General features: G+C 61.3%; 23 protein-coding genes. 10 read left to right on the forward strand and 13 right to left on the reverse strand.

Features of this window, described 5'->3' with window-relative positions:
• Positions 1–135: 135 nt before the first annotated feature.
• From PG5_RS23110 to PG5_RS23130, 5 genes are all read right to left on the reverse strand, one after another.
• Entirely contained in the window at positions 136–1,671 is a 1,536-nt protein-coding gene (locus PG5_RS23110; protein WP_020799550.1) for a glycosyltransferase family 39 protein, read from the reverse strand.
• A gap of 3 nt (positions 1,672–1,674) precedes the next feature.
• Positions 1,675–1,953, reverse strand: coding sequence for a lipid-A-disaccharide synthase N-terminal domain-containing protein (locus tag PG5_RS23115; RefSeq protein ID WP_020799551.1), 279 nt, complete (start codon positions 1,951–1,953; stop codon positions 1,675–1,677).
• On the reverse strand, positions 1,950–2,690 hold the full coding sequence (locus tag PG5_RS23120) for a glycosyltransferase family 2 protein (protein WP_020799552.1): 741 nt from the start codon (positions 2,688–2,690) through the stop codon (positions 1,950–1,952). The genes PG5_RS23115 and PG5_RS23120 overlap by 4 nt, the downstream gene beginning before the upstream one ends.
• Positions 2,691–2,736: 46 nt before the next feature.
• Positions 2,737–3,699, reverse strand: coding sequence for an NAD-dependent epimerase (locus PG5_RS23125; RefSeq protein ID WP_020799553.1), 963 nt, complete (start codon positions 3,697–3,699; stop codon positions 2,737–2,739).
• A 185-nt stretch (positions 3,700–3,884) separates the two neighbouring features.
• Positions 3,885–4,505 carry a cell wall hydrolase gene (locus PG5_RS23130; RefSeq protein WP_020799555.1) on the reverse strand — a complete coding sequence of 207 codons (621 nt, stop codon included), beginning with the start codon at positions 4,503–4,505 and terminating at the stop codon, positions 3,885–3,887.
• Between the two features lie 144 nt (positions 4,506–4,649).
• Between PG5_RS23130 and PG5_RS23135 the strand changes: the two genes are divergently transcribed.
• From PG5_RS23135 to PG5_RS23155, 5 genes are all read left to right on the forward strand, one after another.
• Positions 4,650–5,501 (forward strand): CAP domain-containing protein, encoded by an 852-nt coding sequence (locus PG5_RS23135; RefSeq protein ID WP_020799556.1) that lies wholly within the window; start codon positions 4,650–4,652, stop codon positions 5,499–5,501.
• A 185-nt stretch (positions 5,502–5,686) separates the two neighbouring features.
• A complete protein-coding gene (locus PG5_RS23140; RefSeq protein ID WP_020799557.1) occupies positions 5,687–6,586 on the forward strand; it encodes a bestrophin family protein in 900 nt (299 codons plus the stop codon).
• Positions 6,587–6,664: 78 nt separating this feature from the next.
• Positions 6,665–8,017, forward strand: a complete 1,353-nt coding sequence (chrA, locus tag PG5_RS23145) for a chromate efflux transporter (RefSeq protein ID WP_020799558.1) — start codon at positions 6,665–6,667, stop codon at positions 8,015–8,017.
• A 402-nt stretch (positions 8,018–8,419) separates the two neighbouring features.
• Complete coding sequence (locus tag PG5_RS23150) at positions 8,420–9,784, forward strand: glutamine synthetase family protein (protein ID WP_020799560.1); 1,365 nt, start codon at positions 8,420–8,422, stop codon at positions 9,782–9,784.
• A gap of 152 nt (positions 9,785–9,936) precedes the next feature.
• Positions 9,937–11,220: an FAD-binding oxidoreductase gene (locus PG5_RS23155; RefSeq protein WP_042955681.1), complete on the forward strand. Its 1,284-nt coding sequence runs from the start codon at positions 9,937–9,939 to the stop codon at positions 11,218–11,220.
• 106 nt (positions 11,221–11,326) lie between these two features.
• On the opposite strand, the gene PG5_RS34295 is transcribed toward PG5_RS23155, so the two are convergent.
• Positions 11,327–11,503: a hypothetical protein gene (locus PG5_RS34295; RefSeq protein WP_155943746.1), complete on the reverse strand. Its 177-nt coding sequence runs from the start codon at positions 11,501–11,503 to the stop codon at positions 11,327–11,329.
• Between the two features lie 361 nt (positions 11,504–11,864).
• Between PG5_RS34295 and napE the strand changes: the two genes are divergently transcribed.
• From napE to PG5_RS23185, 5 genes are read left to right on the forward strand one after another with little or no spacing between them, the layout of a single operon-like run.
• Positions 11,865–12,032, forward strand: a complete 168-nt coding sequence (gene napE, locus PG5_RS23165) for a periplasmic nitrate reductase, NapE protein (protein WP_020799563.1) — start codon at positions 11,865–11,867, stop codon at positions 12,030–12,032.
• Between the two features lie 32 nt (positions 12,033–12,064).
• Positions 12,065–12,325 carry a chaperone NapD gene (locus PG5_RS23170; protein ID WP_020799564.1) on the forward strand — a complete coding sequence of 87 codons (261 nt, stop codon included), beginning with the start codon at positions 12,065–12,067 and terminating at the stop codon, positions 12,323–12,325.
• Positions 12,322–14,826, forward strand: coding sequence for a nitrate reductase catalytic subunit NapA (gene napA / locus PG5_RS23175; protein ID WP_020799565.1), 2,505 nt, complete (start codon positions 12,322–12,324; stop codon positions 14,824–14,826). The genes PG5_RS23170 and napA overlap by 4 nt, the downstream gene beginning before the upstream one ends.
• A gap of 11 nt (positions 14,827–14,837) precedes the next feature.
• Positions 14,838–15,323 carry a nitrate reductase cytochrome c-type subunit gene (locus PG5_RS23180; RefSeq protein WP_020799566.1) on the forward strand — a complete coding sequence of 162 codons (486 nt, stop codon included), beginning with the start codon at positions 14,838–14,840 and terminating at the stop codon, positions 15,321–15,323.
• A 9-nt stretch (positions 15,324–15,332) separates the two neighbouring features.
• Complete coding sequence (locus PG5_RS23185; RefSeq protein WP_020799567.1) at positions 15,333–15,929, forward strand: cytochrome c3 family protein; 597 nt, start codon at positions 15,333–15,335, stop codon at positions 15,927–15,929.
• Between the two features lie 4 nt (positions 15,930–15,933).
• Here the strand turns inward: PG5_RS23185 and PG5_RS23190 are convergent, their stop codons facing one another.
• From PG5_RS23190 to tssA, 7 genes are all read right to left on the reverse strand, one after another.
• Complete coding sequence (locus PG5_RS23190; protein WP_020799568.1) at positions 15,934–16,602, reverse strand: hypothetical protein; 669 nt, start codon at positions 16,600–16,602, stop codon at positions 15,934–15,936.
• A 108-nt stretch (positions 16,603–16,710) separates the two neighbouring features.
• A complete protein-coding gene (locus PG5_RS23195) occupies positions 16,711–17,898 on the reverse strand; it encodes an OmpA family protein (protein ID WP_020799569.1) in 1,188 nt (395 codons plus the stop codon).
• A gap of 15 nt (positions 17,899–17,913) precedes the next feature.
• The gene (gene tssE, locus PG5_RS23200) at positions 17,914–18,363 is read right to left on the reverse strand and encodes a type VI secretion system baseplate subunit TssE (RefSeq protein WP_020799570.1); all 450 of its coding nucleotides are present in this window, start codon (positions 18,361–18,363) and stop codon (positions 17,914–17,916) included.
• A 3-nt stretch (positions 18,364–18,366) separates the two neighbouring features.
• The gene (tssJ, locus tag PG5_RS23205; protein WP_020799571.1) at positions 18,367–18,903 is read right to left on the reverse strand and encodes a type VI secretion system lipoprotein TssJ; all 537 of its coding nucleotides are present in this window, start codon (positions 18,901–18,903) and stop codon (positions 18,367–18,369) included.
• Positions 18,884–19,981, reverse strand: a complete 1,098-nt coding sequence (gene tssG / locus PG5_RS23210) for a type VI secretion system baseplate subunit TssG (protein ID WP_020799572.1) — start codon at positions 19,979–19,981, stop codon at positions 18,884–18,886. Before tssG ends, tssJ begins: the two co-directional genes overlap by 20 nt.
• Positions 19,945–21,714 (reverse strand): type VI secretion system baseplate subunit TssF, encoded by a 1,770-nt coding sequence (gene tssF / locus PG5_RS23215; RefSeq protein WP_020799573.1) that lies wholly within the window; start codon positions 21,712–21,714, stop codon positions 19,945–19,947. The genes tssG and tssF overlap by 37 nt, the downstream gene beginning before the upstream one ends.
• A 24-nt stretch (positions 21,715–21,738) precedes the next feature.
• Positions 21,739–23,325: a type VI secretion system protein TssA gene (gene tssA, locus PG5_RS23220; protein ID WP_020799574.1), complete on the reverse strand. Its 1,587-nt coding sequence runs from the start codon at positions 23,323–23,325 to the stop codon at positions 21,739–21,741.
• Positions 23,326–23,395 lie beyond the last annotated feature (70 nt).

Genomic DNA, 23,395 nt, shown 5'->3' on the forward strand with positions numbered 1-23,395 from the left:
GAATGCCGCCAGGGACGCTCCGCGTTCCGTTGACGACACATGACGTGAGCCGTGCGCAAGAATGACGCGGAGCGTCACAGGATGCATTCCCACGCAGAGCGTGGGAACGATCAATCCAAATATGCATGAGCTTCGCTAGGGCACGGACACTTGCACCTGCGGATCAGCCCACGAAAACCGATACACCGTCGATGACGCTTGCGCATGACACAACCCATTATCCGCATCCGCCCCGACAATCGACCATTGCGCCCGGGAGTTCTCCCCCAGTTCCCGCGCAGCCTCGGGCTTGAAGCAGCGGTCCAGCACGTCGTCCGGCACCAGGGCGTAGTCATGCGAGTGTTCGCGCAGCCATTGCGCGGCTCTTTCGACGGTGGAGTCGAGCATACCGAAGTGCACGATCGGCTGACGGGCGAACAGCCAGTGCCCTTCTCTCCAGTTGACAAGGACCAGGTTCGCGCCATGGGTCATGCTGTTGGCCTGGGCCATGAGCGTTTGATTGGGATTGACCCCATCCCTGACCGGTTCGACGAAACCCCGGGCGAACCACAGCACGAACCAGGTCGCGACCAATGCCGGGAACACTCGTCGCAAGCGCGGGCGCTGCCTGAACCAACGCTGCAGCAACCAGGGCACCAGCGGCGCTGCCACCAGGACCAGCGCTGGCAATGCCGGGTAGATATACAACTTGCGCTTGCCGCTGCTGATACAGAAAAACAGCACCACCAGCGCCACCCAGCCGAGCAACACCAGCACCCGGCCATCGCGCTTTTGCAGCTGGCGGCGCCAGGCCGGCACCAGCCACGGCAACACCAATACCAGTGGCAGCCAGTACTGTGGAATGACGTTGGTGAAGAAGTACCAGAAGGGTTCCCGATGATGCCAGGCGGCGGCATAGCGTCCGGCGGTCTGGCGCAGGAGGATTTCCCGCGCATAGGCGATTTCCTCAGCGCTGCCATTGAGCGCGATGGACAAGGCCAGGGGCAGCAGCCAGATCGCAATAGCAGCCAGCATGAACACAAACCCAAGCAGCCATCTGCGCGACTCGCCCGGCATCGCCACCACCCCCGGCCAGCCCTTACGCACCGCATAGGCATAGGGGATCAACAGCAACACCGGCAGAAAACCGACGCCTTTGGTGATCACGCCGATGCCCATCGCCGCGCATCCGACGTAGAACCAACGCCACGCGGGTCCAAGCAGTAGATGGCGTGCCAGCCCGTAAAGGCCCAGGGTGGTGAACAGAATCAGGAAGCTGTCGATTTGCCCGGTGCGCAGGATGCTATGGGTCTGGTAGGTCGCCAGGTACAACAATGCAGCGATGCGACCGATACGCTGGCTCCAGAGCCGACGACCCAGGTCATGGACCAGTGCCGTGACGGTTGTCGCCGACAACAGCCCGGGAATGTACAGGGCGAGGTTGGGCAGGCCGGTCAGCCAGATGAAGAATGCCACCGTCCACATGAAGATCGGCGGCTTGTCGCCGTAGATCTCCCCGGCCCGATGCGGAATCAGCCACGAGCCGTTGTGCAGCATCTCCAGGGCCACACCGAGGAAGCGCTCCTCATCGACGTTCTGTGCCTGGCGCAAGCCCAGCCCGGCACCGATCAACAGCAAGGCGAGCAGCATCAGGACCAGGCATTCGACCCGGGGCGAGAGTTTTCGGCGCATGGTCTATTCCCTGGATTGTCGGTTTTTGGCAATCAATTGCAGGTTGCGCAGGTACACGATGGAGCCGAATGCCTGCCCGACAATGAACACCGGGTCCTGGCGGTAGATGGCGTAGGCAAACAACAAGGTGCTGCCGACAATACTCAGGTACCAGAAGCTCACCGGGATGACGCTGCGCTTTTTGTATTCGCTGTACAACCACTGCAGGACGAACCGTCCGGTAAACGCGATCTGTCCGGCAAAACCAATCACCAGCCACAGGGTTTCGCGGGTCATGATCATCCTTCGAGCTCCTGGGCGTGGGTGTTCAGCCGCGTGCGCTTGATCAGCCACCAGACACCGGCCAGGTCAAGAATGCCCACCAGGGCACGGTCGAGGTTGCCGTACTTGGACACCCCTGCGGTGCGCGCTCGATGGTTGACCGGGTAATTGATCGTTCGGCCGTTGTGGCGCTGGATCAATGCCGGAATGAATCGGTGCATGTGGTCGAAATACGGCAGGCGCAGGAACGCCGCGCGCTCGATCAGCTTCAGGCCGCAGCCGGTGTCCGGCGTGGCATCCTTGAGCAGGCGCCGGCGCAGACCGTTGGCGAAACGCGAAGCCCAGCGCTTGCTCGCAGTATCGCGGCGGTTGGTACGGTGACCCGCCACCAGCTGCACATTGCCCCTGCCCTGCTCACCGCGCACCAGCGCCAACATGCCGGGGATGTCCGCTGGATCGTTCTGGCCGTCGCCGTCGAGGGTGGCCAGCCATTGCCCACGCGCTTCCCGTGCCGCATGGTAGAGCGAGGTGCTTTGCCCCAGCGAGCGTTCATGATGGAGGATGCGCAAGGCGCTCAAACCGCTGTTCCTGATCTGCCGCAGCTCGTGCAAGGTGGCATCGGTACTGCCATCGTCGACCACGATGATTTCATACGCTTCGTTTGCCATTGCCTCGCGCACCTCCTCGAGCAGTGGCTTGAGGTTGTTCGCTTCGTTCTTTGCCGGAATCAGTACCGACACAAATATGTCTTGGCTCATGGAGTCCCCTCGCCCTATGGTTTTACCGTTATCAGCGGCGAACGATTCAGATCTGATAAAACTGCCGATACCACTGCACAAAGGCCCCGACCCCGGTTGCCACCGACACCTGCGGGCGAAAGTCGATCCACGCTTGCAGTGCCGAGACATCGGCCCAGGTCTTGACCACATCACCGTCCTGCATCGGCATGAAGTGACGCCGGGCTTCGGTGCCCAATGCCGACTCCAGGCACTCGATAAAATCCAGCAGCGCCATCGGTTCACCGCGACCGATGTTGAAGAGTCGATTGATCCCCTCGCCCGGCGGCCGAGTGCGCAGGCGAGCGATGCTTTCCACGATGTCATCGATGTAGGTGAAGTCCCGCGCCATCTCGCCCTGGTTGTAGACGTCGATGGGCTGGCCGTTGAGGATCGCCTGGGTGAATTTGAACGGTGCCATGTCGGGCCGGCCCCAGGGTCCGTAGACCGTGAAGAAGCGCAGACCGCTGGCCTTGAGGCCGTACAGATGGCAGTAACTGTGGGCGAGCAGTTCATTGGCACGCTTGGTGGCCGCGTACAACGAAACCGGTTGATCGACCGCGTCTTCGATGCTGAAAGGCATTTTGCAGTTGCTGCCGTAGACCGAACTGCTCGAGGCATAGATCAGGTGCCCGGGGCGATGGTGCCGACAGGCTTCCAGCACATTGAGGAAGCCCACCAGGTTCGATTGGGCGTACACATCCGGTTGGTCCAGCGAATAACGCACGCCGGCCTGGGCGGCCAGGTGCACCACTTCGCTGAATCGGTACTCGCCGAACAAGTCCAGCAATGCCGGCTTGTCGACGATGTCCATTTTCCGGAAGCGAAAGCCCGGCAACGACTCAAGCGCCTTTAGCCGTGCCTGCTTGAGCGCTACGTCGTAATAGTCGTTGAGGTTGTCGATCCCGACGACTTCATGACCGTCCAGGCACAAGCGCCTGGCCGTATGAAAGCCGATGAAACCGGCGGCGCCGGTGACAAGAACCGTCACGAGGCGTAAACCGCAAAGGACGCACCTGGCGGTGCCGAATGACTGCTGAAAAACCACGCCTGCTTCATGTTCTGTTTCCACTCATGACATTTCTAACGCGTTGCTCCGTCATGAAGCTTGTAAAACAGAAATATTGCAGTTTCGCGGGCCTGGATAAATTTCAAGGGTTTTTCACGTAAATATGATTACTTCGCATCACCGCCCTGGGGTTTGTAAAACCTGAACAATCCGATGTCCGCCGTATGGGTGTACTCCTTGGCCCAGCCAGGCTTCACCGTGCGATCATGGAAATACAGTGCGCCTTTGGTGCGATCCGGCAATTGCTTGTTCAGCGCCTTGCGTGCGATTTCCTTGGCCATCGCGTAAGGCACCTCCTCCTGAACGGAGTCCGGGCGCCCATCGCACCACCAGGAAAACTGGCAGCTCCTGGTCTCCGAGCCCTGCTTGACTACAGCACACACGGTATCGGGAAAACCTTCATGGCCGAGGCGATTCATGACCACGTTGGCCACCGCTTCCATGTCGGCCGAGTCCTTGCCCTTGGCTTCCCAGTAGATCGAACGGGCGAGACAGGTGATGGCGTCATCCAGCGGCGCCTTGCCCGCCGGGTCCACGGCCTGGACCTCAGGCTGGGTAATGGCTTGAGACTTGGGCACTGCCGCGGGGCCGCTGTTTTCTGCGGCCTTGTGCTCCAGCACCTGGGCCTTGTCTTCGGCGACTTTCTGTTTTTGTTCCTGGTCAGTGGCGAATGCCGGGACAGCGAGCAGGGTCAGGGCGAGGCAGGTGGAAATCCAGGCGTGGCGCATGATCGGACACTACTCCGTAGGCAGTATCGCTTGAGTGTAGTAGTGAAATGATGGCGCGGAGGATGCAACAACCCGGAAAAAGGCATTGCGCTCAAGGGGGGCACTTCGCGCATCATGGGCGCAGTCAGCTCAAGGAGGATTTCCATGCCTTTCCTATCGTCCACCCTGCGCCTTGCCGGGGTTTCACTGGGACTTCTGTTTGCCGCCACCGCGCTGGCGAGCGACGAGTCGCAACTGATCGAATCGATCAACGTCTACCGCGCCCAGTTGCAGCGTTGCGCAGGCCAGGTGTCATCGGAACTGCCGCCGCTGTCGGCCGACCCGCGGCTGGTGCTGTCCGCCGCCAGCGTCGGCAACCTGCAACAGGCCATGGCCAGTGCAGGGTATCCGATGAAGAATGTGCAGGCGATCAGCCTGACCGGGCCGCGTGATGCGCCCTCGGCGATGAAGGCGATCCAGGAAAGTTTTTGCCAGATAGTGCTCGACCCGCAGTTCGTCGACGTCGGCGTCAGCCGCCAGGACCGCGAGTGGCGCATCGTACTGGCCCGGCCATTGTTGAGCGCACGCCTGGGCGATTGGCAGACCGAAGGGCAGAAACTGCTCGCCGAACTCAACGTCGCGCGCAGCCGCCCCCGCCAATGTGGCGCACAAACCTTCAACGCCACCACGCCGCTGGCCTGGAACGCCACCCTGGCGAGCGCCGCCGAAACCCAGGCGCGCAGCATGGCCAACAACAATTACTTCGATCACAAGGACCGCGACGGCCGTACCCCAGGCGATCGCGCCGAACTGGCGGGCTACGACTTCCAGCAGATCGGCGAGAACATCGCCGCCGGGCAGGACAGCGTACGCAAGGTGGTCGACGGTTGGCTGGCCAGCCCCGGCCATTGCGCCAACCTGATGAACCCACAGTTCCGCGACCTCGGCGCGGCGTATGCGGTTGATCCGAAGAGCGATGCGGGGATTTACTGGACGGTGATGTTCGGGGCGCAATGAATGACGACAGCCGCAGCGGCGCACCATCGCTGCGCGCTTGAAAATCCTTCATAGACTCCGTCGATCACCCAGTCACTCATAGTGATTGGACGTACGGACTCGTTGCTCCTAGCCTGCGCCGCGTCATGCCCATGACCGGCGATTAAATGCCAGCTCCATCACTGTCCTTGCCCAGGCGCACAACCATGATCGTGAGACCCAAACCCAACCTGATCGACATCCTGACTTCGCTCAAAGGCTCGATCGCCAAGCGCATCGCCTGGCGCGCCCTGATGGTGACGCTGCTCGCATCGGTCATCGTGCTCGTCGAGATGTCGCACCCCAGCTATTTTTCCAAGGTCAGTGCGACGCCCTTCACCCTGCTGGGCCTGTCGCTGTCGATCTTCATGAGCTTTCGCAACAACGCCTGTTATGACCGCTGGTACGAAGCGCGCAAGGCCTGGGGCGACATGCTGGTGGAGATTCGCTCCATGGCGCGAGAAACCCAGGTCATCAAGGATGAAGTCGAGCGTAACAGCCTGCTACGCAAACTCTGTGGCTTCGCCCACGCGCTCAACGCCAGGTTGCGCCAGGAGAACGAACAGGCGGCCAGTGGGGCCTGGCTCGATCCGATGCCGGTGGACAACGCAGGCGATCTCTGTGGGCGAATCCTGATGCAGGCAGGCCAACAATGCTCGACGCTGGCCGAGTCTGGCGTGATCAACGAGTGGCGCCACATGCTGATGGCCAACCACTTGACCCGCCTGACCCAGGTCCAAGCGGTCTGTGAACGGATCAAGAACACGCCGCTGCCCTTCCCCTACACCTTGTTGCTGCACCGCACCATCTACCTGTTCTGCATCTTGCTGCCATTCGCCATGGCCGAACCGTTGGGCTGGCTGACGCCGGTCTTCACCGCGATTGTCAGCTACACGTTCTTCGGCCTGGATGCGATTGCCGATGAATTGGAAGACCCGTTTGGTCGCGATGAAAACCAGCTGCCCATCGACGCATTGGTACGCACCATCGAGCGCGATGTGCTGGCGGCCATGGGTGAGACGACATTGCCGCCGCCGCTCATGCCGGTGGACTACGTTTTGAGTTGACGCAGTGCCCGGCTATTCAAACCGCGTGCTCATGGTTAAAGTCGCGGATCAAAGTGTCCCTGCAAAAGGAATCGCCGTTTGAGCCCTGCCCCCGCCGAAGCACAGCAACCCGCGAAGCCCGCTGCAATCAGTCTGCGAGAAGCGTTCCGTTTCTGGCTCAAGCTCGGTTTCATAAGCTTCGGCGGGCCGGCCGGGCAGATCTCGATCATGCACCAGGAACTGGTCGAACGCCGGCGCTGGATCTCCGAGCGCCGCTTCCTGCATGCGCTCAACTATTGCATGTTGCTGCCCGGCCCCGAGGCCCAGCAATTGGCGACCTACATCGGCTGGCTGATGCACCGGACCTGGGGCGGCGTGATTGCCGGCGTGCTGTTCGTGCTGCCGTCGCTGTTCCTCCTGATAGCCTTGTCCTGGGTGTATGTCGCCTTCGGTGAGGTGCCGGTGGTGGTCGGGCTTTTCTACGGGATCAAGCCGGCGGTGACCGCCATTGTGCTGCAGGCGGCGCATCGGATCGGCTCCCGGGCCTTGAAAAACGCCTGGATGTGGGGCATCGCCGCCGCGTCATTCGTGGCCATCTTCGCGCTCAACGTACCGTTTCCCTTGATCGTTTTGGGGGCAGCAATCATCGGTTATTTCGGTGGGCGCCTGGCCCCCGAAAAATTCCGTACCGGCGGGCACGGCGCCGCGCAAAAATCCTTCGGCGCCGCCGTCATCGACGACGACACACCCACGCCCGAGCATGCCCGTTTCAGCAGCTGGAAACTGCTGCGCCTGGCCCTGATCGGCGCGCTGTTGTGGGCGCTGCCGATGGCCTCCCTCACCACCCTGTTCGGCTGGGAAGGCACGCTGACCCAGATGGGCTGGTTTTTCACCAAGGCGGCGCTGCTGACCTTCGGCGGTGCCTACGCGGTGCTGCCGTATGTCTACCAGGGCGCGGTCGGCCACTATGGATGGCTGACGCCGACGCAGATGATCGATGGCCTGGCGCTCGGCGAAACCACACCCGGGCCACTGATCATGGTGGTCGCCTTCGTCGGTTTCATCGGCGGCTACGTGCATCAGGTGTTCGGTCCCGATCAGGCCTTCGTCGCCGGTGCCGTCGCCGCCATGCTGGTGACCTGGTTCACCTTCCTGCCTTCGTTCCTGTTCATTCTCGCCGGTGGCCCGCTGGTGGAATCGACGCACAACGAACTCAAGTTCACCGCGCCGCTGACCGCGATTACCGCTGCGGTGGTTGGCGTGATTGTCAATCTGGCGTGCTTCTTTGCTTATCATGTGCTGTGGCCTGAGGGCTTCGCCAATCGGCTGGACTGGCCGTCGCTGCTGATCGCCATTGCGGCCGCGATTGCCCTGCTGAAGTTCAAGCGCGGGGTCATCGAAGTATTGTCCGGTTGTGGGCTGATCGGGGTGGCCGTGCACCTTCTGCGCTGAAAACAGACGTTTACAGGTTGCGCTTTCACCCCTAGTATCCAGTCACTGCGGATAGCGTGTTATCCGCCACCGACGATTTCCCCTGCTGGAAACCTGAGTCATGAGCACCGCACCGTCAGAGCACCACTTGCTGGATGTCTCATTCCTGACCCCCTCTGCAGGGGTCGTGGACGGCATTGCCTCATGAAGCGCATCGTCAACCTGCCCATGGCCCTGCGCCGCTCCAAACTGCGTCACTCCGCACGCCCGCCGGATAGCACCCTGCTCGCCTGATTGCGTCCACGACGCGTCGAGCCCCCTTACTTTTTCGCTATCGCTGCCAGAGCGCCGTGGATCTTTATCCGCCGTCGCGCCCTGGCCTGAATCCGTGCGTCCGCGGGACGCCACCGTGAGTGATGAACAATGAAATTCGCAGCCCTTGAAGACGCCCAACGCTTTTTGGCGAACAACCCCGATATCGACATGATCGAGCTGTTCATTCTCGATGCCAACGGCGTGCCGCGCGGCAAGCTGTTGCACCGCGAGGAACTGCTGGCGGTGTATGAAAGCGGTCGCCCGCTGCCCAGCACCATCCTCGGCCTGACCTTGCAAGGCGATGACGTCGAGAACTCCGGACTGGTCTGGGAGGTGGGTGACATCGACTGCCGTGCCTACCCGCTCGAAGGCAGCCTGGTGCGTTTGCCGTGGCGGCAGATTCCGACCGCGGCGGTGCAAGTCAGCATGCACCCGCAAGAAGGCATGCCGGCGAGCATCGCGGATCCACGTCACCTGCTGATCAAGGTCATCGATCGGTTGCAAGCCGAGGGATACCACCCGGTGATGGCGTGCGAGCTGGAGTTCTATTTGCTGGACGCCAAGCGCGATCACAATGGTCGCCCGCAACCGGCGCTGGACGCTGACGGCGGTCGACCGCGACATACCCAGGTCTACGGCCTGCGTGAACTGGAGCAGATCGAGCCATTTCTCGCCGACCTCTATGCCGCGTGCAAACTCCATGGCATTCCGGCGCGCACAGCGATTTCCGAATACGCGCCGGGGCAGGTGGAAATCACCCTGGAACACGGCGATGCCTTGCAGGCGATGGATCAGGCGGTGCGTTACAAACGCCTGGTCAAAGCCGTGGCCCACAAGCACGGCATGCAGGCGACGTTCATGGCTAAACCCTTCGATCACCTGGCGGGCACCGGCATGCACATGCACGTCAGCATCGCCGATGCCGAAGGCCGCAACCTGTTCGCGTCCGAGGACCCGGCCGGCACCCCGCTGCTGCGCACCGCCATCGGCGGCATGCTGGCGTCGCTGCTCGATTCGCTGTTGCTGTTCTGCCCCAATGCCAACTCCTACCGGCGCTTCCAGGCCAACAGCTATGCGCCGCTGGCCCCGACCTGGGGCGTCGACAACCGCACCGTCAGCCTGCGGGTGCCCGGTGGCCCGGCCAACAGCCGTCACATCGAACATCGCATCTGCGGTGCCGATGCCAACCCGTACCTGGCAGCAGCGGCGATCCTGGCTGGCATCCATCGCGGCATCAGCGAGAACCTCGACCCGGGCGAACCGGTGCAAGGCAATGGCTACGCGCAGGCCACGCAGTTGCTGCCGACCGACTGGCTGACATCACTGACGGCGCTGGAAAATTCGGTGTGGGCGCGGGATGCGTTGGGGCAGGAATTTCTGGGAGTGTACCTGGCGGTCAAACGTGCGGAGTATCGGCAGTTCATGGCTGAAGTGGGTGAGCAGGATTGGCGTTGGTACTTGACTGAGGCGTAAACCGCCATCCGCCCCGCCCTGTGGGAGCGAGCCTGCTCGCGAAAGCGGTGTGTCAGTCACTACAAGTGCTGAATGTGCCGGCCGCTTCGCGAGCAGGCTCGCTCCCACAAGGATCGCGCTGTCTCTCGACCTCATTTCGCCTGGACAAAAACATGACCCAACGCACCAACTCCTACTACACCGCCACCCTCAACCACGAAACCGATTACCCAACCCTGCAAGGCCAGCACCGCGTCGACGTAGTCATCATCGGCGGCGGATTCACTGGCGTCGCCACGGCCGTCGAACTGGCGGAGAAAGGCCTGAAGGTCGCCATCGTCGAAAGCCACAAGATCGGCTGGGGCGCCACCGGGCGCAACGGTGGCCAGGTCACCGGCAGCCTCTCGGGCGAGGAAGCCATGCGTAAGCAGATGCGTCGCAGCCTCGGCGATGAAGTCGACGATTTCATCTGGCACCTGCGCTGGCGCGGGCACCAGATCATCAAGCAACGGGTGGAGAAATACGGCATCGCCTGCGACCTCAAGCACGGCCACCTGCACGCGGCGTACAAACCTGCCCACATGGACGGTTTGCGCAAGGACTACGACGAAGCGCTGCGCCGCGGCATGGGTGACGACGTCAGCCTGCTCGACCGCAGCCAGGTACGCGACCTGCTGCAGAGCGACCTCTACCACGGCGCGATCAAGAACACCCGCAACATGCACCTGCATCCACTCAACCTGTGCATCGGCGAAGCCCGGGCGGCAGAAAGCCTGGGCGCATTGATCTTCGAAAACAGCGAAGTGCTGGAAATCATTCACGGCGACCAACCAGGCGTGCGCACCGCCCAAGGTCGCATCGATGCCAATCAGGTGCTGCTGGCCGGTGACGTCTACCACAAGCTGGAACCGGGCAAGCTCAAGGGCAAGATCTTCCCGGCAATGGGCGGCATCGTCACCACTGCGCCGCTGGGCGACCTGGCCAAACAGATCAACCCTGAAGACCTCGCCGTCTACGATTGCCGCTTCGTGCTCGACTACTACCGCCTGACCGCCGACGGCCGCCTGTTGTTCGGCGGCGGCGCCAACTACAGCGGCAAGGATTCGCGCGACATCGCCGCCGAGTTACGCCCGTGCATCGAGCAGACGTTCCCGGCACTCAAAGGCGTGGCCATCGACTATCAGTGGAGCTGCGCGATGGGCATCGTGATCAACCGCATCCCGCAAGCGGGCAAACTCTCGGACAACGTCTGGTACTGCCAGGGCTACTCCGGGCACGGCATCGCCACCACCCACATCATGGGCGAAATCATGGGCCGCGCGATCACCGGGCAGCTTGAGCAGTACGACACCTTCGCTGCCTGCCAGCATATCCGCGTGCCCATGGGCGACCTGCTTGGCAACCCGATGCTGGCGGCGGGCATGTGGTACTACCAGTTGCTGGAGCGACTGCGCTGATAGTGCGACAGCTAAAACCCGACTGTGGGAGCCTGCTCGCACCCACAGTTTGTCTGCAGTGACTCAAGCCGCGACTCACGCGCCAGCTATCAATTCCTTCGATCTTTCAAATCACCAAGGCGAATTTTTTATTTGCGTCAGACCTGTTCAAGATGAGCGCCATCACCCCTGACTCGGATGGAAACGACATGAATCTAAATTTCGCCTTTGCCTGCATGATCGTGGTTTCATTCACCATCGCATTGGTGCACACCTGATTCGCATCAACGCGCTCCCTTTCCATCCAGAGTCTCCCCATGCTTTTTGCCCTTGTATCGAACGGCGGCCTCCTCACGCCTGAACAGCCGGATACAAGGGTGCCCTGGTGGAGCTTCAGCAAGTTTGATGAGGGTGCCAACGAAGGGGCAGTCGAAGCCGAAGTGATAAAGCACCGATCGATCGGCTAAACGAACAACTATCAAACAAGAAACCCTATCAACTCGCTGCAAATTGGTAACTCAGCGCTGTAACGATCCGCAGTGTTATAACTACATGTGCCAGACCGGTGAGTATCGGCCACCGCCTGTCGATAAAAGTCGTAACAACAACCCTCCTTATAATTCCGTGATCTAGTCTGGAGTGCACGTTCGGCTGGAGCGCACTCCATGTCATTGACTGAAGAGCAAAAACCGCAACGACGCAAGGAAATGCGCCTGTTCCTGTTTCTTGTCATTTGCCTTTTCCCGTTACTTTCAGTCGCCATTGTCGGCAGTTACGGTTTCCTTATCTGGTTTTTCCAAATGCTCTACGGCCCTCCCGGACCGCCCAACTAAAAGCCCTTCAATAGAGCCTGTTGGAGTCAACCATGGACGAAATCCTGCACATCGCCAGCCTTGTGGTACTTGCCCGACCTGAACGCTTCGACGCCGTCAAAGCCAACCTGCGACTATTGGACGGCGTGGAATTGCATCAGGAAAGTGCCGCCGGGAAACTGGTGGTAGTCCTTGAGGCCGTACACGAAAACCAGATCCTGCAACGCATCGATCAAATCAACAATCTGCCGGGCGTACTCAACGCTGCGCTGATCTATCACGAAATTCTCGATCCCGCGGGAGACAGCCAATGAGCATGTCGCGCCGAGCATTCGTCAAGGCCCAGGCCGCTGCCATTGCAGCCTCCGCGGCCGGCCTGCCGATATTCACCACTGCCAGCAACCTGGTCACCGAAGCGGACATGGTCACCCTGGACTGGAACAAGGCGCCCTGCCGTTTTTGCGGCACCGGTTGCAGCGTGATGGTCGCGACCCGGGACAACCGGGTGGTCGCCACCCATGGCGACGTCAAGGCCGAGGTCAACCGCGGGTTGAACTGCGTGAAGGGCTATTTTCTGTCCAAGATCATGTACGGCGTCGACCGCCTGACCCAGCCGCTGCTGCGCATGAAAAACGGCCGCTACGACAAGCAGGGCGAGTTCCAGGCGATCAGTTGGGACAAGGCCTTCGACATCATGGAAGAAAAATTCAAGCAGGCCTTGAAAACCAAGGGCCCCGAATCGGTCGGCATGTTCGGCTCGGGACAATGGACGGTGTGGGAAGGTTATGCCGCCAACAAGCTGATGAAGGCCGGCTTTCGCAGCAACAACATCGACCCCAATGCACGCCATTGCATGGCCTCGGCGGTGATGGGTTTCATGCGCACCTTTGGCGCGGATGAGCCGATGGGTTGCTACGACGACATCGAAGCCACCGACGCCTTTGTGTTGTGGGGCTCGAACATGGCGGAGATGCATCCGATCCTGTGGAGCCGCGTCACCGACCGGCGCCTGAGCTATCCGCACGTGAAGGTCGCGGTGCTGTCGACCTTCGAACACCGCAGCTTCGAACTGGCCGACATCCCCATGGTGTTCAAGCCACAAACCGACCTGTTGATCCTCAACTACATCGCCAATCACATCATCGAAAGTGGCGCGGTCAATCAGGATTTCATCAGCAAGCACACGCGCTTCGCCAAGGGCGCCGACGATATCGGCTACGGCTTGCGCCCGGATAACCCGCTGGAAAAACAGGCGAAGAATGCCGACAAGGCCAATACCTGGACGGACATCTCCTTCGAGCAGTTTGCCGAGTTCGTCAAACCTTACACCCTGGAACGAACGGCGAAAGAAACCGGGGTTGCGCCTGATCGCCTCAAGTCGTTGGCCGAACTCTATGCCGACCCTAACCGTAAAGTCGTGTCGTTCTGGACCATGGGTTTCAACCAGCACACCCGCGGAGTTTGGGCCAACAACCTGATCTACAACATCCATTTGCTCACGGGCAAGATCAGCGAACCGGGCAACAGCCCCTTCTCGTTGACCGGCCAGCCATCCGCCTGTGGCACTGCTCGCGAGGTCGGGACTTTCTCCCACCGCCTGCCCGCCGACATGGTGGTGACGAACCCCAAGCACCGCGCCACCGCGGAAAAAATCTGGAAGCTGCCCGCCGGCACCATTCAGGAGAAAGTCGGCTTTCACGCGGTGCAACAAAGCCGCATGCTCAAGGACGGTGTGCTCAACGTGTATTGGACCCAGGCCAGCAACAACATGCAGGCTGGGCCCAACATCATGCAGGAAGTGTTGCCGGGCTGGCGCAACCCGGACAACTTCGTGATCGTCTCGGACGTCTACCCCACCGTTTCTGCCCAGGCGGCCGACCTGATCCTGCCCAGCGCCATGTGGGTGGAAAAGGAAGGCGCCTTCGGCAACGCCGAGCGCCGCACGCAGTTCTGGCATCAGTTGGTCAGCGCGCCGGGAGACGCCAAGTCCGACCTGTGGCAGTTGGTGGAGTTTTCCAAACGCTTCAAGACCGATGAAACCTGGCCCGCGGAGTTGCTGGCCAAGGCCCCGGAGTACAAGGGCAAAACCCTGTTCGAAGTGTTGTTCAAGAACGGCCAGGTCGACGAGTTTCCCGTCGAGCAAATCGAGACCGGCTACAAGAACGATGAAGCCAAGGCATTTGGTTTCTACCTGCAAAAGGGCCTGTTCGAAGAGTACGCGCAGTTTGGTCGCGGTCATGGCCATGACCTCGCGGCTTTCGATCGTTACCACAGCGAACGCGGCCTGCGCTGGCCGGTGGTCGACGGCAAGGAAACTCGCTGGCGCTACCGCGAGGGGCTCGACCCCTATGTGGAAACGGGCAGCGAAGTGCAGTTCTACGGCTACCCGGACAAGAAGGCGATCATCTTCGCCCTGCCCTACGAGCCACCGGCCGAAGCCCCGGACGCCGACTTCCCGTTCTGGCTGAGCACCGGCCGGGTCCTGGAGCATTGGCACACGGGCACCATGACCCAACGGGTGGAAGAACTGTACAAAGCCGTTCCCGACGCGCTGGTCTACATGCACCCCGAGGATGCCAAGGCCATGAACGCACGCCGTGGCAGCGAAGTGAAGCTGATCAGCCGCCGCGGGGAAATCCGCGCCCGCATCGAAACCCGCGGGCGCAACAAACCGCCGCGCGGCCTGGTGTTCGTGCCGTTTTTCGATGCCAACAAGCTGATCAACAAGGTCACGCTCGACGCCACCGACCCGATCTCCAAGCAGACCGACTACAAGAAATGCGCGATCCGCATCGAGTTGATCAGCGTGGCTTGAGGAGAACCGCCATGACTTTTCGCATCCTGCCGTTGTTCCTGCTCGCCGTGATGGGCGCGGTAATTGCCGCAGAAGTTGATTACCCCCTCGATGCACCAGGCCCGGACGGACGCCGGCCTGGCGGTACCCTGACGCAAAACGCCCCTGCGCCGCCCCTGGCCGACGATGAAAACAAGGACCTCAAGCGTGAGCGCAACTACCCTGACCAGCCGCCGACCATTCCGCACAGCATTCGCGGCTATCAGATCGACAAGAACGGCAACAAGTGCCTGTCCTGCCACAGCCGGGCCAACAGTCCACGCAGCCAGGCGACGATGATCAGCATCACCCACTACATGGACCGCGACGGCCAGGCGCTGGCGGCTGTCTCACCGCGTCGCTACTTTTGCAACCAGTGCCATGTGCCGCAAAAAGATGTGCTGCCACTGGTGGGCAACAGCTTCGAGACCATCGACAAAATCCTGCAAGACGACGCCAACGCTGCGCAGAAACGTTGAGGAGGCGCCATGAAAGCACTGTTCGCCCTGCTTAAGGACTACTGGGGCATCCTCTGTCGGCCGAGCGTTTATTTCAGCCTGGGATTCCTGACGCTGGGCGGTTTTATCGCCGGGATCATTTTCTGGGGTGGGTTCAACACGGCGCTGGAGCTGACGAACACCGAGAAGTTCTGCATTTCCTGCCACGAAATGCGCGACAACGTGTACGTCGAATTGCAGGACACCATTCACTACACCAACCGCTCGGGCGTGCGCGCGAGCTGCCCGGACTGCCACGTACCCCATGAATGGACCCACAAGATCGCGCGTAAAATGCAGGCATCGAAGGAAGTCTGGGGCAAGCTTTTCGGCACCATCGACACCCGCGACAAATTCCTCAACCTGCGCCGTGAGCTGGCGGAACACGAATGGGCCAGGCTCAAGGCCAACGACTCGCGCGAATGCCGCAATTGCCACAACTTCGAATTCATGGACTTCACCCGCCAAGGCAAACGGGCAGCAGCCATGCATTCCACGTCATTGGCCAAGGGCGAGGCCACCTGCATCGACTGCCACAAGGGCATTGCGCACAAGCTGCCGGATATGAGCGGGGTCAAGGGCTGGTAGCGGTTCAGTTGCTCGCCACATGATCCACTGGACCGGTGGTCACCAGTGTCTGCAACGACGCATCGAACTGTTTCAACGCCTTCACTTGCAACTCGGTCTGCTGATTGATTTGCGCGGCAATCTGTGGCGCGGCTTTGCCATGCACCCACACCGAGGGCATCTGCTCGGCACGTGAACCTTGCGCCTGGCCGATGTACTGCAGGTTCGAATCGTAGAACCTGGCCACAAACCGCGCTTCAACCTGATTGTTGCGTTTGGACACCAGGCGACTGAAAGTGTCGAGCATCACCACCACGTCCGGATGAGCCTGAAGCGCCGCATCGAGATTGTCATAGACCGTCACCGCGGCGAACTCCTTCTGCAACGACGTCATCAACCAGCCAATCGCCCGTTGCGGGTCGGAACTGTCGACGAACGCCTGGCTGATCCGCTTATCCAGCCCGGGGTTCTGCGCCCCCTTCACCGCCACCGCGTGATAGCTCTCAAGGTATTGCTGGGTGTTGAGCGTGTTTTCGCTGTAGAGCACCGCCACCTTCTGCGTGTGCTGCAGACGCACAGCGCTATCCGCAATCGGCAGGAAACGGCAGGACGCATCGCCAGCCATCGCCGGTGCGGTTGCAGCCACACTGGCGCTGAACAGGGCGAAAAAAGCCAGCAGGGTCGAGATTCTCATCGCGCTTATTCCTTCAATGGCGAGATCGGTATGGCGCTATCTTCCTCCCTTGGCGGAAAAACAGAACTTGCATTCCTTGATGATGGGTATCGAGCGAATGAATGGTTGCTATGACGCTGCCTGCTCGCCTGTTTTCCCGCAGGCTCCCGCCTGGGGCACCAGTTGGATATCGACACGCCGGTTGGCCGCGCGCCCGGCCTCGCTGTCGTTGCTGGCGATCGGCTGGCTGTCGGCAAAGCCCTGAACCGCGAAGCAGCTGTCGGGAATATCGCCCATCCGCTGCATCCAGCCGCGCACGGCCGAGGCGCGAGCGTGAGACAGCTGCAGGTTTTGTTCGGCACTGCCCTTGGCGTCGCTGTGCCCCGCAATGACGATCAACCAGTCAGGTTGGGCCTTGATGTCGACCAGGGCGCTGATTAATACCTTGGTCGAGCCGGGCTTGAGTTCGGCACTGCCGGGGGTGAAGAGGGAGAGGCTGTCGAGGCGTACGGGTTCGGGCACCCTGGGTGGCGCCTCGAAAACGCTGGTCAGGCGATTAATACCCTCCTTGTCCGGGCTCGCCAGCCAGGTCGTCCAGAAGGCGCCCGCGGCCAAGGTAAGCATCGCGGCGGCGGCGAACAACCAAGGGCCAAGCCGTCGCGCCTGCTTCTGCTGACCGCCAGCCAACACGACAGGCATCGGCGGCGTCGGCAGGACCACAATTGGCATCGCCGGGAGCGGTTGCGGCAGTCTTGCCGACAATGCCACCGCGTCGAACAACGAGTGGGGCTGCGTGTGGGTCTGCGCCAGCCTCTGTAGCAGACCTTCGACTTGCTGACGCAGCGCTTGCAATGTGCCCGGCGAATGCTGTGCCTGTCGATTCAGCCGTGCGTGCAAGCACTCCAGTGCCGCGCCCAGTTGAGCGATCGCTGGCAGCCCCCAGGGTTGCGGCTCCAGGCTGCGCAGCAGGGGCTGCAGGCGCGCGAACAGCCAAGCCAGGATTTCCAGGCGCGCCGGCTCCATCGCCGGCCACAGCGTTGCCCATTCGCAGACCAGCGCCTCGACCAGCGCGATCCCCTGGACCATACCTTCCAGACCGTGGAGGTGACTACGGGCCAGTACGAATGCAGCGGCTGTTTGCAACTCCGCCCCGTTGCGCTGGAACAACACCAGGCACAATTGTTCCACCTTGACCCAATCCACATCGGGGCAGGCCGGATGGCTCAGTCTGGCTAACTCTTCACGCAGTGCCTTGAACTCAATGAAGGCGCTTGGGTCGCCGCCAAGCCTGATTCGCATCTCAAACAACGCTGTCATTGCGCATTCCTTTGGTTAATCAATTCCCGACATCGATAGATAGTGCTGTCGCTTCAAGTGACGTACCAGGACATGGCCGCCTGGTGTGAGCGTGGTGCCGAAGGTCAGTCGACGGCCCCCCTTGAGTTGCACTTCGAGGCTGTACTCCAGATGACCCGGTCGGGTCTGGGGCAGCAGCTCGATGCCAATCGTGCCCAGGCGCGGCTCGTACTTGGCCAATGTGTCGGCCATGGCACTCATCAGTCCATGTGCCGTCCCCGGCAGGCCCTGCAGAATCTTGCCCATGTCCGGCAGGCCATAATCGGGCAGATGGTCGAGCGCACCGGCCCGGCTGTTTAAGATGCGGCGCAGGTTGTCCAGCACCGACAGCGTGCACTGATCCTCATCGGCGACCAGGTGCAGATCCAGTTCGCCGTCGAAATTCTGCAGAAGCGTCTCGTACAACGAGGGATTGAGATCGCTCATCCGTCACTCCTTGGCCAGTGGGCGCAGGGTCAGTCGGTTATCCCCCAGTTCGATCACCCGCACCCGGTCCGGGTCGAGGTCATCGCGTGCCAGGGTCAGGCGCCAGGTATCGGCTCGGTTATCGAACTCACGGAACAATGCGACCACGGCGATATAGCGTGCCTGCTTGTCCAGGGGGATGTTCAATTGCACACCCTGGTCGGGCTTGACCACCAGGGTTCGTTTGTCCAGCAGGTCCGCACTCAATACGTGCTCGTCCTGGCTGAGCAAGCTATCGTAGTTGGCCTTTTCCAGCACCTTGCGGTCACGCAGTTGATAAACCCGCACCAGGGTCGGCACGGACAACGCGTTCATGTCGATCCCGGCAGTGTTCAGCGCCGCGCGCCCGCTGAGGTCCAGGTGCAGGGTTTTCACCTGCTTGTAGAAGATCGCCTCGGTGGTCGAGGTCGTCGCATCTGTCACGCTCTGGGTTACCCCGCAAGCGCTGAGCAATACACCGAACGCGGCGACCCCCAATGATTTAGAAACTGTACGCGACATGCTGTGTCTCCCTGTCCTGGCGGTTTTTCTGCAGGCCTTGATAGCGGCCCAGATTGATCGTGATGGTGGTGCTTTCGCAGGCCTGCCTGGCATCACTGCCCAGGCCCAGGACCGCGGTCATGCCCAGCAACACCTGCGCTCGTCCCAATAGCGGTTGCGGCAGGCTGTGCAGGGGCAACGATAACTGCAGCTTTACCGTGCAACGCCAGCCCAGGTACACGCGCAGCAATACCAAAAGATCGTTGTACAACTGGCCACCCGGCAGCCAGCCACGGGCCTCGTCCCGGTCTTCGGTGAACAGCGAAAGATGCAACTGACTGTTGGCGTCGTAGCCGACAGCGCCCAGGGGTGTGCCCTGCGACAAGCGCACCGGATGCTCGGCGGACAGGCTCGCCGGCTGCGCCAGCAGCACTTTCTGCGGCCAGTGTGGCGTTACCTGCGTCCGGGTTTTGCGAGCCAGCAACTTCACCAGCGCAGTAATGCCTTCGGCGTTGCGAGTGGGCAGTCGCATCACGCTGAGCAAGGCGAGGAAGCGCGATATCGGCGTGGCAACCTGGCTGGCTGTTCCGGGTATGCCCAGGCCGATCAGTCCCAGCAGGCATTGCGAAGTTGCATCCGTACCACCGGCTTCGAAGGCGGCCGGATAGGAGTACTTGCGCCATATCCGGTAGAACTGGGTAAAGATCCGGTGGTTGAAAATGTCGAGGAACGCTTCAAGCGCCTCGTGTCCCTCGCGTCGCTGGGCGATATCGTCCAGAAAAGCCGTCGGCAATGGCGAGTCCACGCCGTACAGACCCAACAGGCGCGTGCGCACCGTGGGCGGACGCCAAGGATGCTTATCGTCGGTTTCAATGGCCTTCAGTTCACCGGCAGGGAAGCCCATGCCCGGGTCTGGCCGAAAGCGCACCGGATCATCCGCGGGTGACGTGGTGCTGCCAAGTGGCGGGTGATCGGGCAGCGCCTGTTCAAGCAACTGGCAGAAGCGATACAGATTCGCCTCGGCCACCTGCCCCTTTAGGGCTTCGAGTAAACCGCTGGCTTTCAGCCGGGAATACGCTGACTGTGGTTCTCGTTCCATCGCAGGCACTTTCCAGTAGGTTGCAGGATCAGCGTGAGCTGGTTGTAGAGGTGGATGTCGGCGTACAGGGCAAAGAAGCGATTGAGCATTTCGCCGAACAGGCTGATGTCGCCCTCACCGCTGAAGCCGTTGGCATCCAGGGTGACTTCGATATCCACCCCGCGCAGCAGAAAGCCTCTTTCGAAGCGCTGGACCAGGTGGTGGCCGACCTCGACAATCGCCGCCAGGCGACGTCTGTTCAGCTCACTGCCCGTCCAGTCATACAACGCCAGCGTGCCGCGCAGCACTTCGGCATTGTCGAGCATCGGCAGGAAGTTCGACCCAAGATGACTCAGCACCCGCCAGTGGAAGCGGTCGCGGTTGGGCGGATAGCACGGCAAGGTCGGCGCACACAAGTTGCGCACCCGCAAGTCGACCTGGATCGATTGCACCGGCGTATCGAGCAAAGTTCCTTGCAGTGCCTTGCGCGGCAGTTGGCCGTGGGTGCCGGTCAAGCGCAGCGACAGGCTTTCGCTGCTGTCCAGCCGATCCTGATCGAAACCTTCGCCACCCAGGATCAGCCAAGTGTCATGCAGACCGTTGGGACCACGCTTGAGTCGTGTATGGAAATACCGCTCCGGCGCTTCATCACGCAACATGCCGCCCTTGTGACGAAAGCTGGTGAATGGCACGTATTCATGGCGCACGGCGCTCTTCGAGCCGCTGACCCGATCCACCGAATAAATCTCCGTATGCCCGTCCTGCAAGCGCATGGGACGAAGCAGGTAATCTGTTTGCAGGGGCGCCAGGGTCATTGGGTCGGACTCAAGCGTGAACAGATTGATCACTGGCACGCAATGCAGGCGAATGTGCTCGGCGCTCGGAATGAACGCCTGGGGCAACGGCTCGCGCAGCACCACCTCGAGTTCAAACCAGGGGGTATTCGGTGGCAGCTCCAGGCGCTCGAGCCCGCAGAGGGTCACGAACATGAACTTCTCGCGAAAGGTGAAATACTCCAGCAGTAACTGATAGCCACTGAAGGCACTGTCGCCCTTGGGCCACAGGCGATCCTCGTCACCGAATCCCTTGGGCGAAAAATGACCCTCCAGCAGAGAGCGGCCCGTCTGGTCAGGCAGGCGTACATACAAGGCTTGAGCGTTGAGGGTCAGCGCCTGATGCAGCGCACTGGCCAGCGCCGCATCGGCATTGAGGTACAACGGCAGGCGGCTCAGGTCGATCTCGCTGGCGTTGGCCATTGCACCGCAGGCAAAACGCAGTCTCAGCAGCGAGCGACCGTCCGGTTCATGGGCCACCTGCACGCGCTCCAGGGCCAGCGGCTGTAATGTCAGGCCTTGGGTGGTGGTATAGCGGCAACGGGTGCGCAATGGTCCGATGGGTTGCGACAGCACTTCAAAACCGCTGCCGATGTGCTCGCTGCGCTTCATCTGCGCGAGCTCGGGCAGCAACTCGACAATCGAGAGCGACGGTATGGTGCGCAGGTAATGTGGCCAGAGCAGGCTGACCAGTCCTTCGGTCAGCTCCGGCAGGTCATCATCGAGCTTTTCGCGCAACCGCCCCATCAGGAAGGCAAACCCTTCAAACAGCCGCTCCACATACGGGTCGCGCGCGCCCGACTTGTCCAGGTTCAGTTGGGCCGCCCGGTCTGGAAAAGCTTCGGCAAACTCTTTGCCGGCCTCGCGCAGGTAGCGCATTTCGGCGTCGAAATACTGCAGTGTCAGATTGTCGATGCTCAAAGAAAAAATCCTGATAAATGAAGTTCAGCCACAGAGCACTGCGGCACGTACCGGGTCGACTGCCACCAGCGCTGCCAGCAGCGCCTCCATGCGCCGGGTCAGCCCGGGTTTGTCCGCGTCATTGCGTTGAGCTTTCAGGCGCAACAGCTTGAGCAGGCGCGCCTTGACCTCGAAACTCAGCTCCGTTTCCCATTCGGCCAACCCATGACGTTGTCCACTGGCATCCAGTTCGCCGAGCAGGTGAATGGCCAGTTCGCTCTTGCCGTATTGCTCGGCCACCCGCGCCATCAACAGGCGCAACAACCAGCGTTGGCGGCCGGTATGGATGCCCGGACGCGCGGCCAGCCAGGCCAATGAGTGCTCGACGCCATCGCTGTCGGCCTGTGCCAGCGCTTCGCCTTCCAATGACAGGATCCCGGGGTCCTCGCCGGTTGCGGCAACGGTCGGCGCCGGTAGCCATTGCTGAGGCCGATTGCCACAGACGTGCTGGCTGATCCACTCGCGTGTCACCTCGTCCGCCAAGGGCGAGCCATCGTTCCAGCACAACGCCTCCAGCCCCGGCAAGCGCTCGAGGAACATGCCCAGGTCGCGCTTGGCAATGTCGGCCCAGCTGTCCTGTGGCGCGGGTTGTTTGATCAGTGCCTGGTACAGGTACCACTGCAAATCCAGCCAGAAATGGTTCACACCCTCGGCGTAGATCCGCTCTACCAAATCCAACAGTTCACTGAAGTTTTGTTGCAGGTGCAGGCGCTTGAGTTGTGCGCGGTATTCGCCACGGGGGGGTGCCAGGCGTGTCTTGCCACTGGCGTCCTGTAGCGGTGCTGCATGCACGGTATCCCAGCGCAGGCTTTTCATCAGGCGATGAGCCGCCAACCAACCCTGGGATTGTTCGCGCAAATAACCTGCCAACGCTCGACCGCTGTCCAGCAAATCGCGCCCGGATCTGATGACCGTCGCGTCGGGGGCAGCCGCTCGCGCGTTCGTCTCGTGGCTGGCGCTGTTCTGCGGTACCAGCGCGTCGACCCCGCCCGATTGCGCCAGCCGCGCAGACAACGCGGCATATAGCGCGCCGAGGTCGGGACGCTGATCCTGGGGCCAGGCGGCCAACTCACGCTCCAGCCAGGCCAGCGCCGCAACCGTGCGCTCGGCTTCGTCCCTGACCACCTCGGGGTAGCGCGACAGAGTATCGAGCACCTTGCTGCTCGCCAGCCACTCCAGCGCCATTTTCCGGCTGTGGGGACGCGCGGGCAGCACCAGGGCGGCATAGCGTTCCAGCAATGCGGCCAACAGGTTCAGGCCGTCGGCCAAGCCTGCTTCGCCATCCCTGTGCAAGCGTGCCCATATGTAATACGTGACTACCCGCAGATCCTTGGACGATCCGGCAAGCAGCGTCTGCGCCAGGTGAATGACCTGTTCGATATCGGCCCCGGACAGTTTGTTGACCTCCTCACGCATGCGTTGGAAGTCATCGTCGCAGGCCGGGTCTTCGCCTACGGGCAAGTCCGCGTTGATGGGCTGCAACCAGGATTGCCAGTGCGCTGCCTGCGCTCGGGCAAGGCCCAAGGCATCGCGCGCTCCCAGGCAACGTTCGATCAATCGCTCCAGGCTCATTCAAACCTCCCGTTCATTGCATAGGGCACAGCTTTCTCGTCCTTGCCGAGAAAAATCTGCGTCGGCAACT

This window comes from Pseudomonas sp. G5(2012) (assembly GCF_000408945.1).
Lineage (GTDB): Bacteria > Pseudomonadota > Gammaproteobacteria > Pseudomonadales > Pseudomonadaceae > Aquipseudomonas > Aquipseudomonas umsongensis.

Coding starts and splice junctions, on each gene's coding strand:
- napA (WP_020799565.1), top strand. CDS start 12,322: ATGAGCATGTCGCGCCGAGCATTCGTCAAGGCCCAGGCCGCTGCCATT.
- PG5_RS23120 (WP_020799552.1), bottom strand. CDS start 2,690: ATGAGCCAAGACATATTTGTGTCGGTACTGATTCCGGCAAAGAACGAA.
- PG5_RS23170 (WP_020799564.1), top strand. CDS start 12,065: ATGGACGAAATCCTGCACATCGCCAGCCTTGTGGTACTTGCCCGACCT.
- PG5_RS23195 (WP_020799569.1), bottom strand. CDS start 17,898: ATGACAGCGTTGTTTGAGATGCGAATCAGGCTTGGCGGCGACCCAAGC.
- napE (WP_020799563.1), top strand. CDS start 11,865: ATGTCATTGACTGAAGAGCAAAAACCGCAACGACGCAAGGAAATGCGC.
- PG5_RS23130 (WP_020799555.1), bottom strand. CDS start 4,505: ATGCGCCACGCCTGGATTTCCACCTGCCTCGCCCTGACCCTGCTCGCT.
- tssA (WP_020799574.1), bottom strand. CDS start 23,325: ATGAGCCTGGAGCGATTGATCGAACGTTGCCTGGGAGCGCGCGATGCC.
- PG5_RS23110 (WP_020799550.1), bottom strand. CDS start 1,671: ATGCGCCGAAAACTCTCGCCCCGGGTCGAATGCCTGGTCCTGATGCTG.
- PG5_RS23135 (WP_020799556.1), top strand. CDS start 4,650: ATGCCTTTCCTATCGTCCACCCTGCGCCTTGCCGGGGTTTCACTGGGA.
- tssE (WP_020799570.1), bottom strand. CDS start 18,363: ATGAGCGATCTCAATCCCTCGTTGTACGAGACGCTTCTGCAGAATTTC.
- tssG (WP_020799572.1), bottom strand. CDS start 19,981: ATGGAACGAGAACCACAGTCAGCGTATTCCCGGCTGAAAGCCAGCGGT.
- PG5_RS23185 (WP_020799567.1), top strand. CDS start 15,333: ATGAAAGCACTGTTCGCCCTGCTTAAGGACTACTGGGGCATCCTCTGT.
- PG5_RS23155 (WP_042955681.1), top strand. CDS start 9,937: ATGACCCAACGCACCAACTCCTACTACACCGCCACCCTCAACCACGAA.
- PG5_RS23150 (WP_020799560.1), top strand. CDS start 8,420: ATGAAATTCGCAGCCCTTGAAGACGCCCAACGCTTTTTGGCGAACAAC.
- tssJ (WP_020799571.1), bottom strand. CDS start 18,903: ATGTCGCGTACAGTTTCTAAATCATTGGGGGTCGCCGCGTTCGGTGTA.
- PG5_RS34295 (WP_155943746.1), bottom strand. CDS start 11,503: ATGGAAAGGGAGCGCGTTGATGCGAATCAGGTGTGCACCAATGCGATG.
- PG5_RS23190 (WP_020799568.1), bottom strand. CDS start 16,602: ATGAGAATCTCGACCCTGCTGGCTTTTTTCGCCCTGTTCAGCGCCAGT.
- PG5_RS23115 (WP_020799551.1), bottom strand. CDS start 1,953: ATGATCATGACCCGCGAAACCCTGTGGCTGGTGATTGGTTTTGCCGGA.
- PG5_RS23140 (WP_020799557.1), top strand. CDS start 5,687: ATGATCGTGAGACCCAAACCCAACCTGATCGACATCCTGACTTCGCTC.
- PG5_RS23180 (WP_020799566.1), top strand. CDS start 14,838: ATGACTTTTCGCATCCTGCCGTTGTTCCTGCTCGCCGTGATGGGCGCG.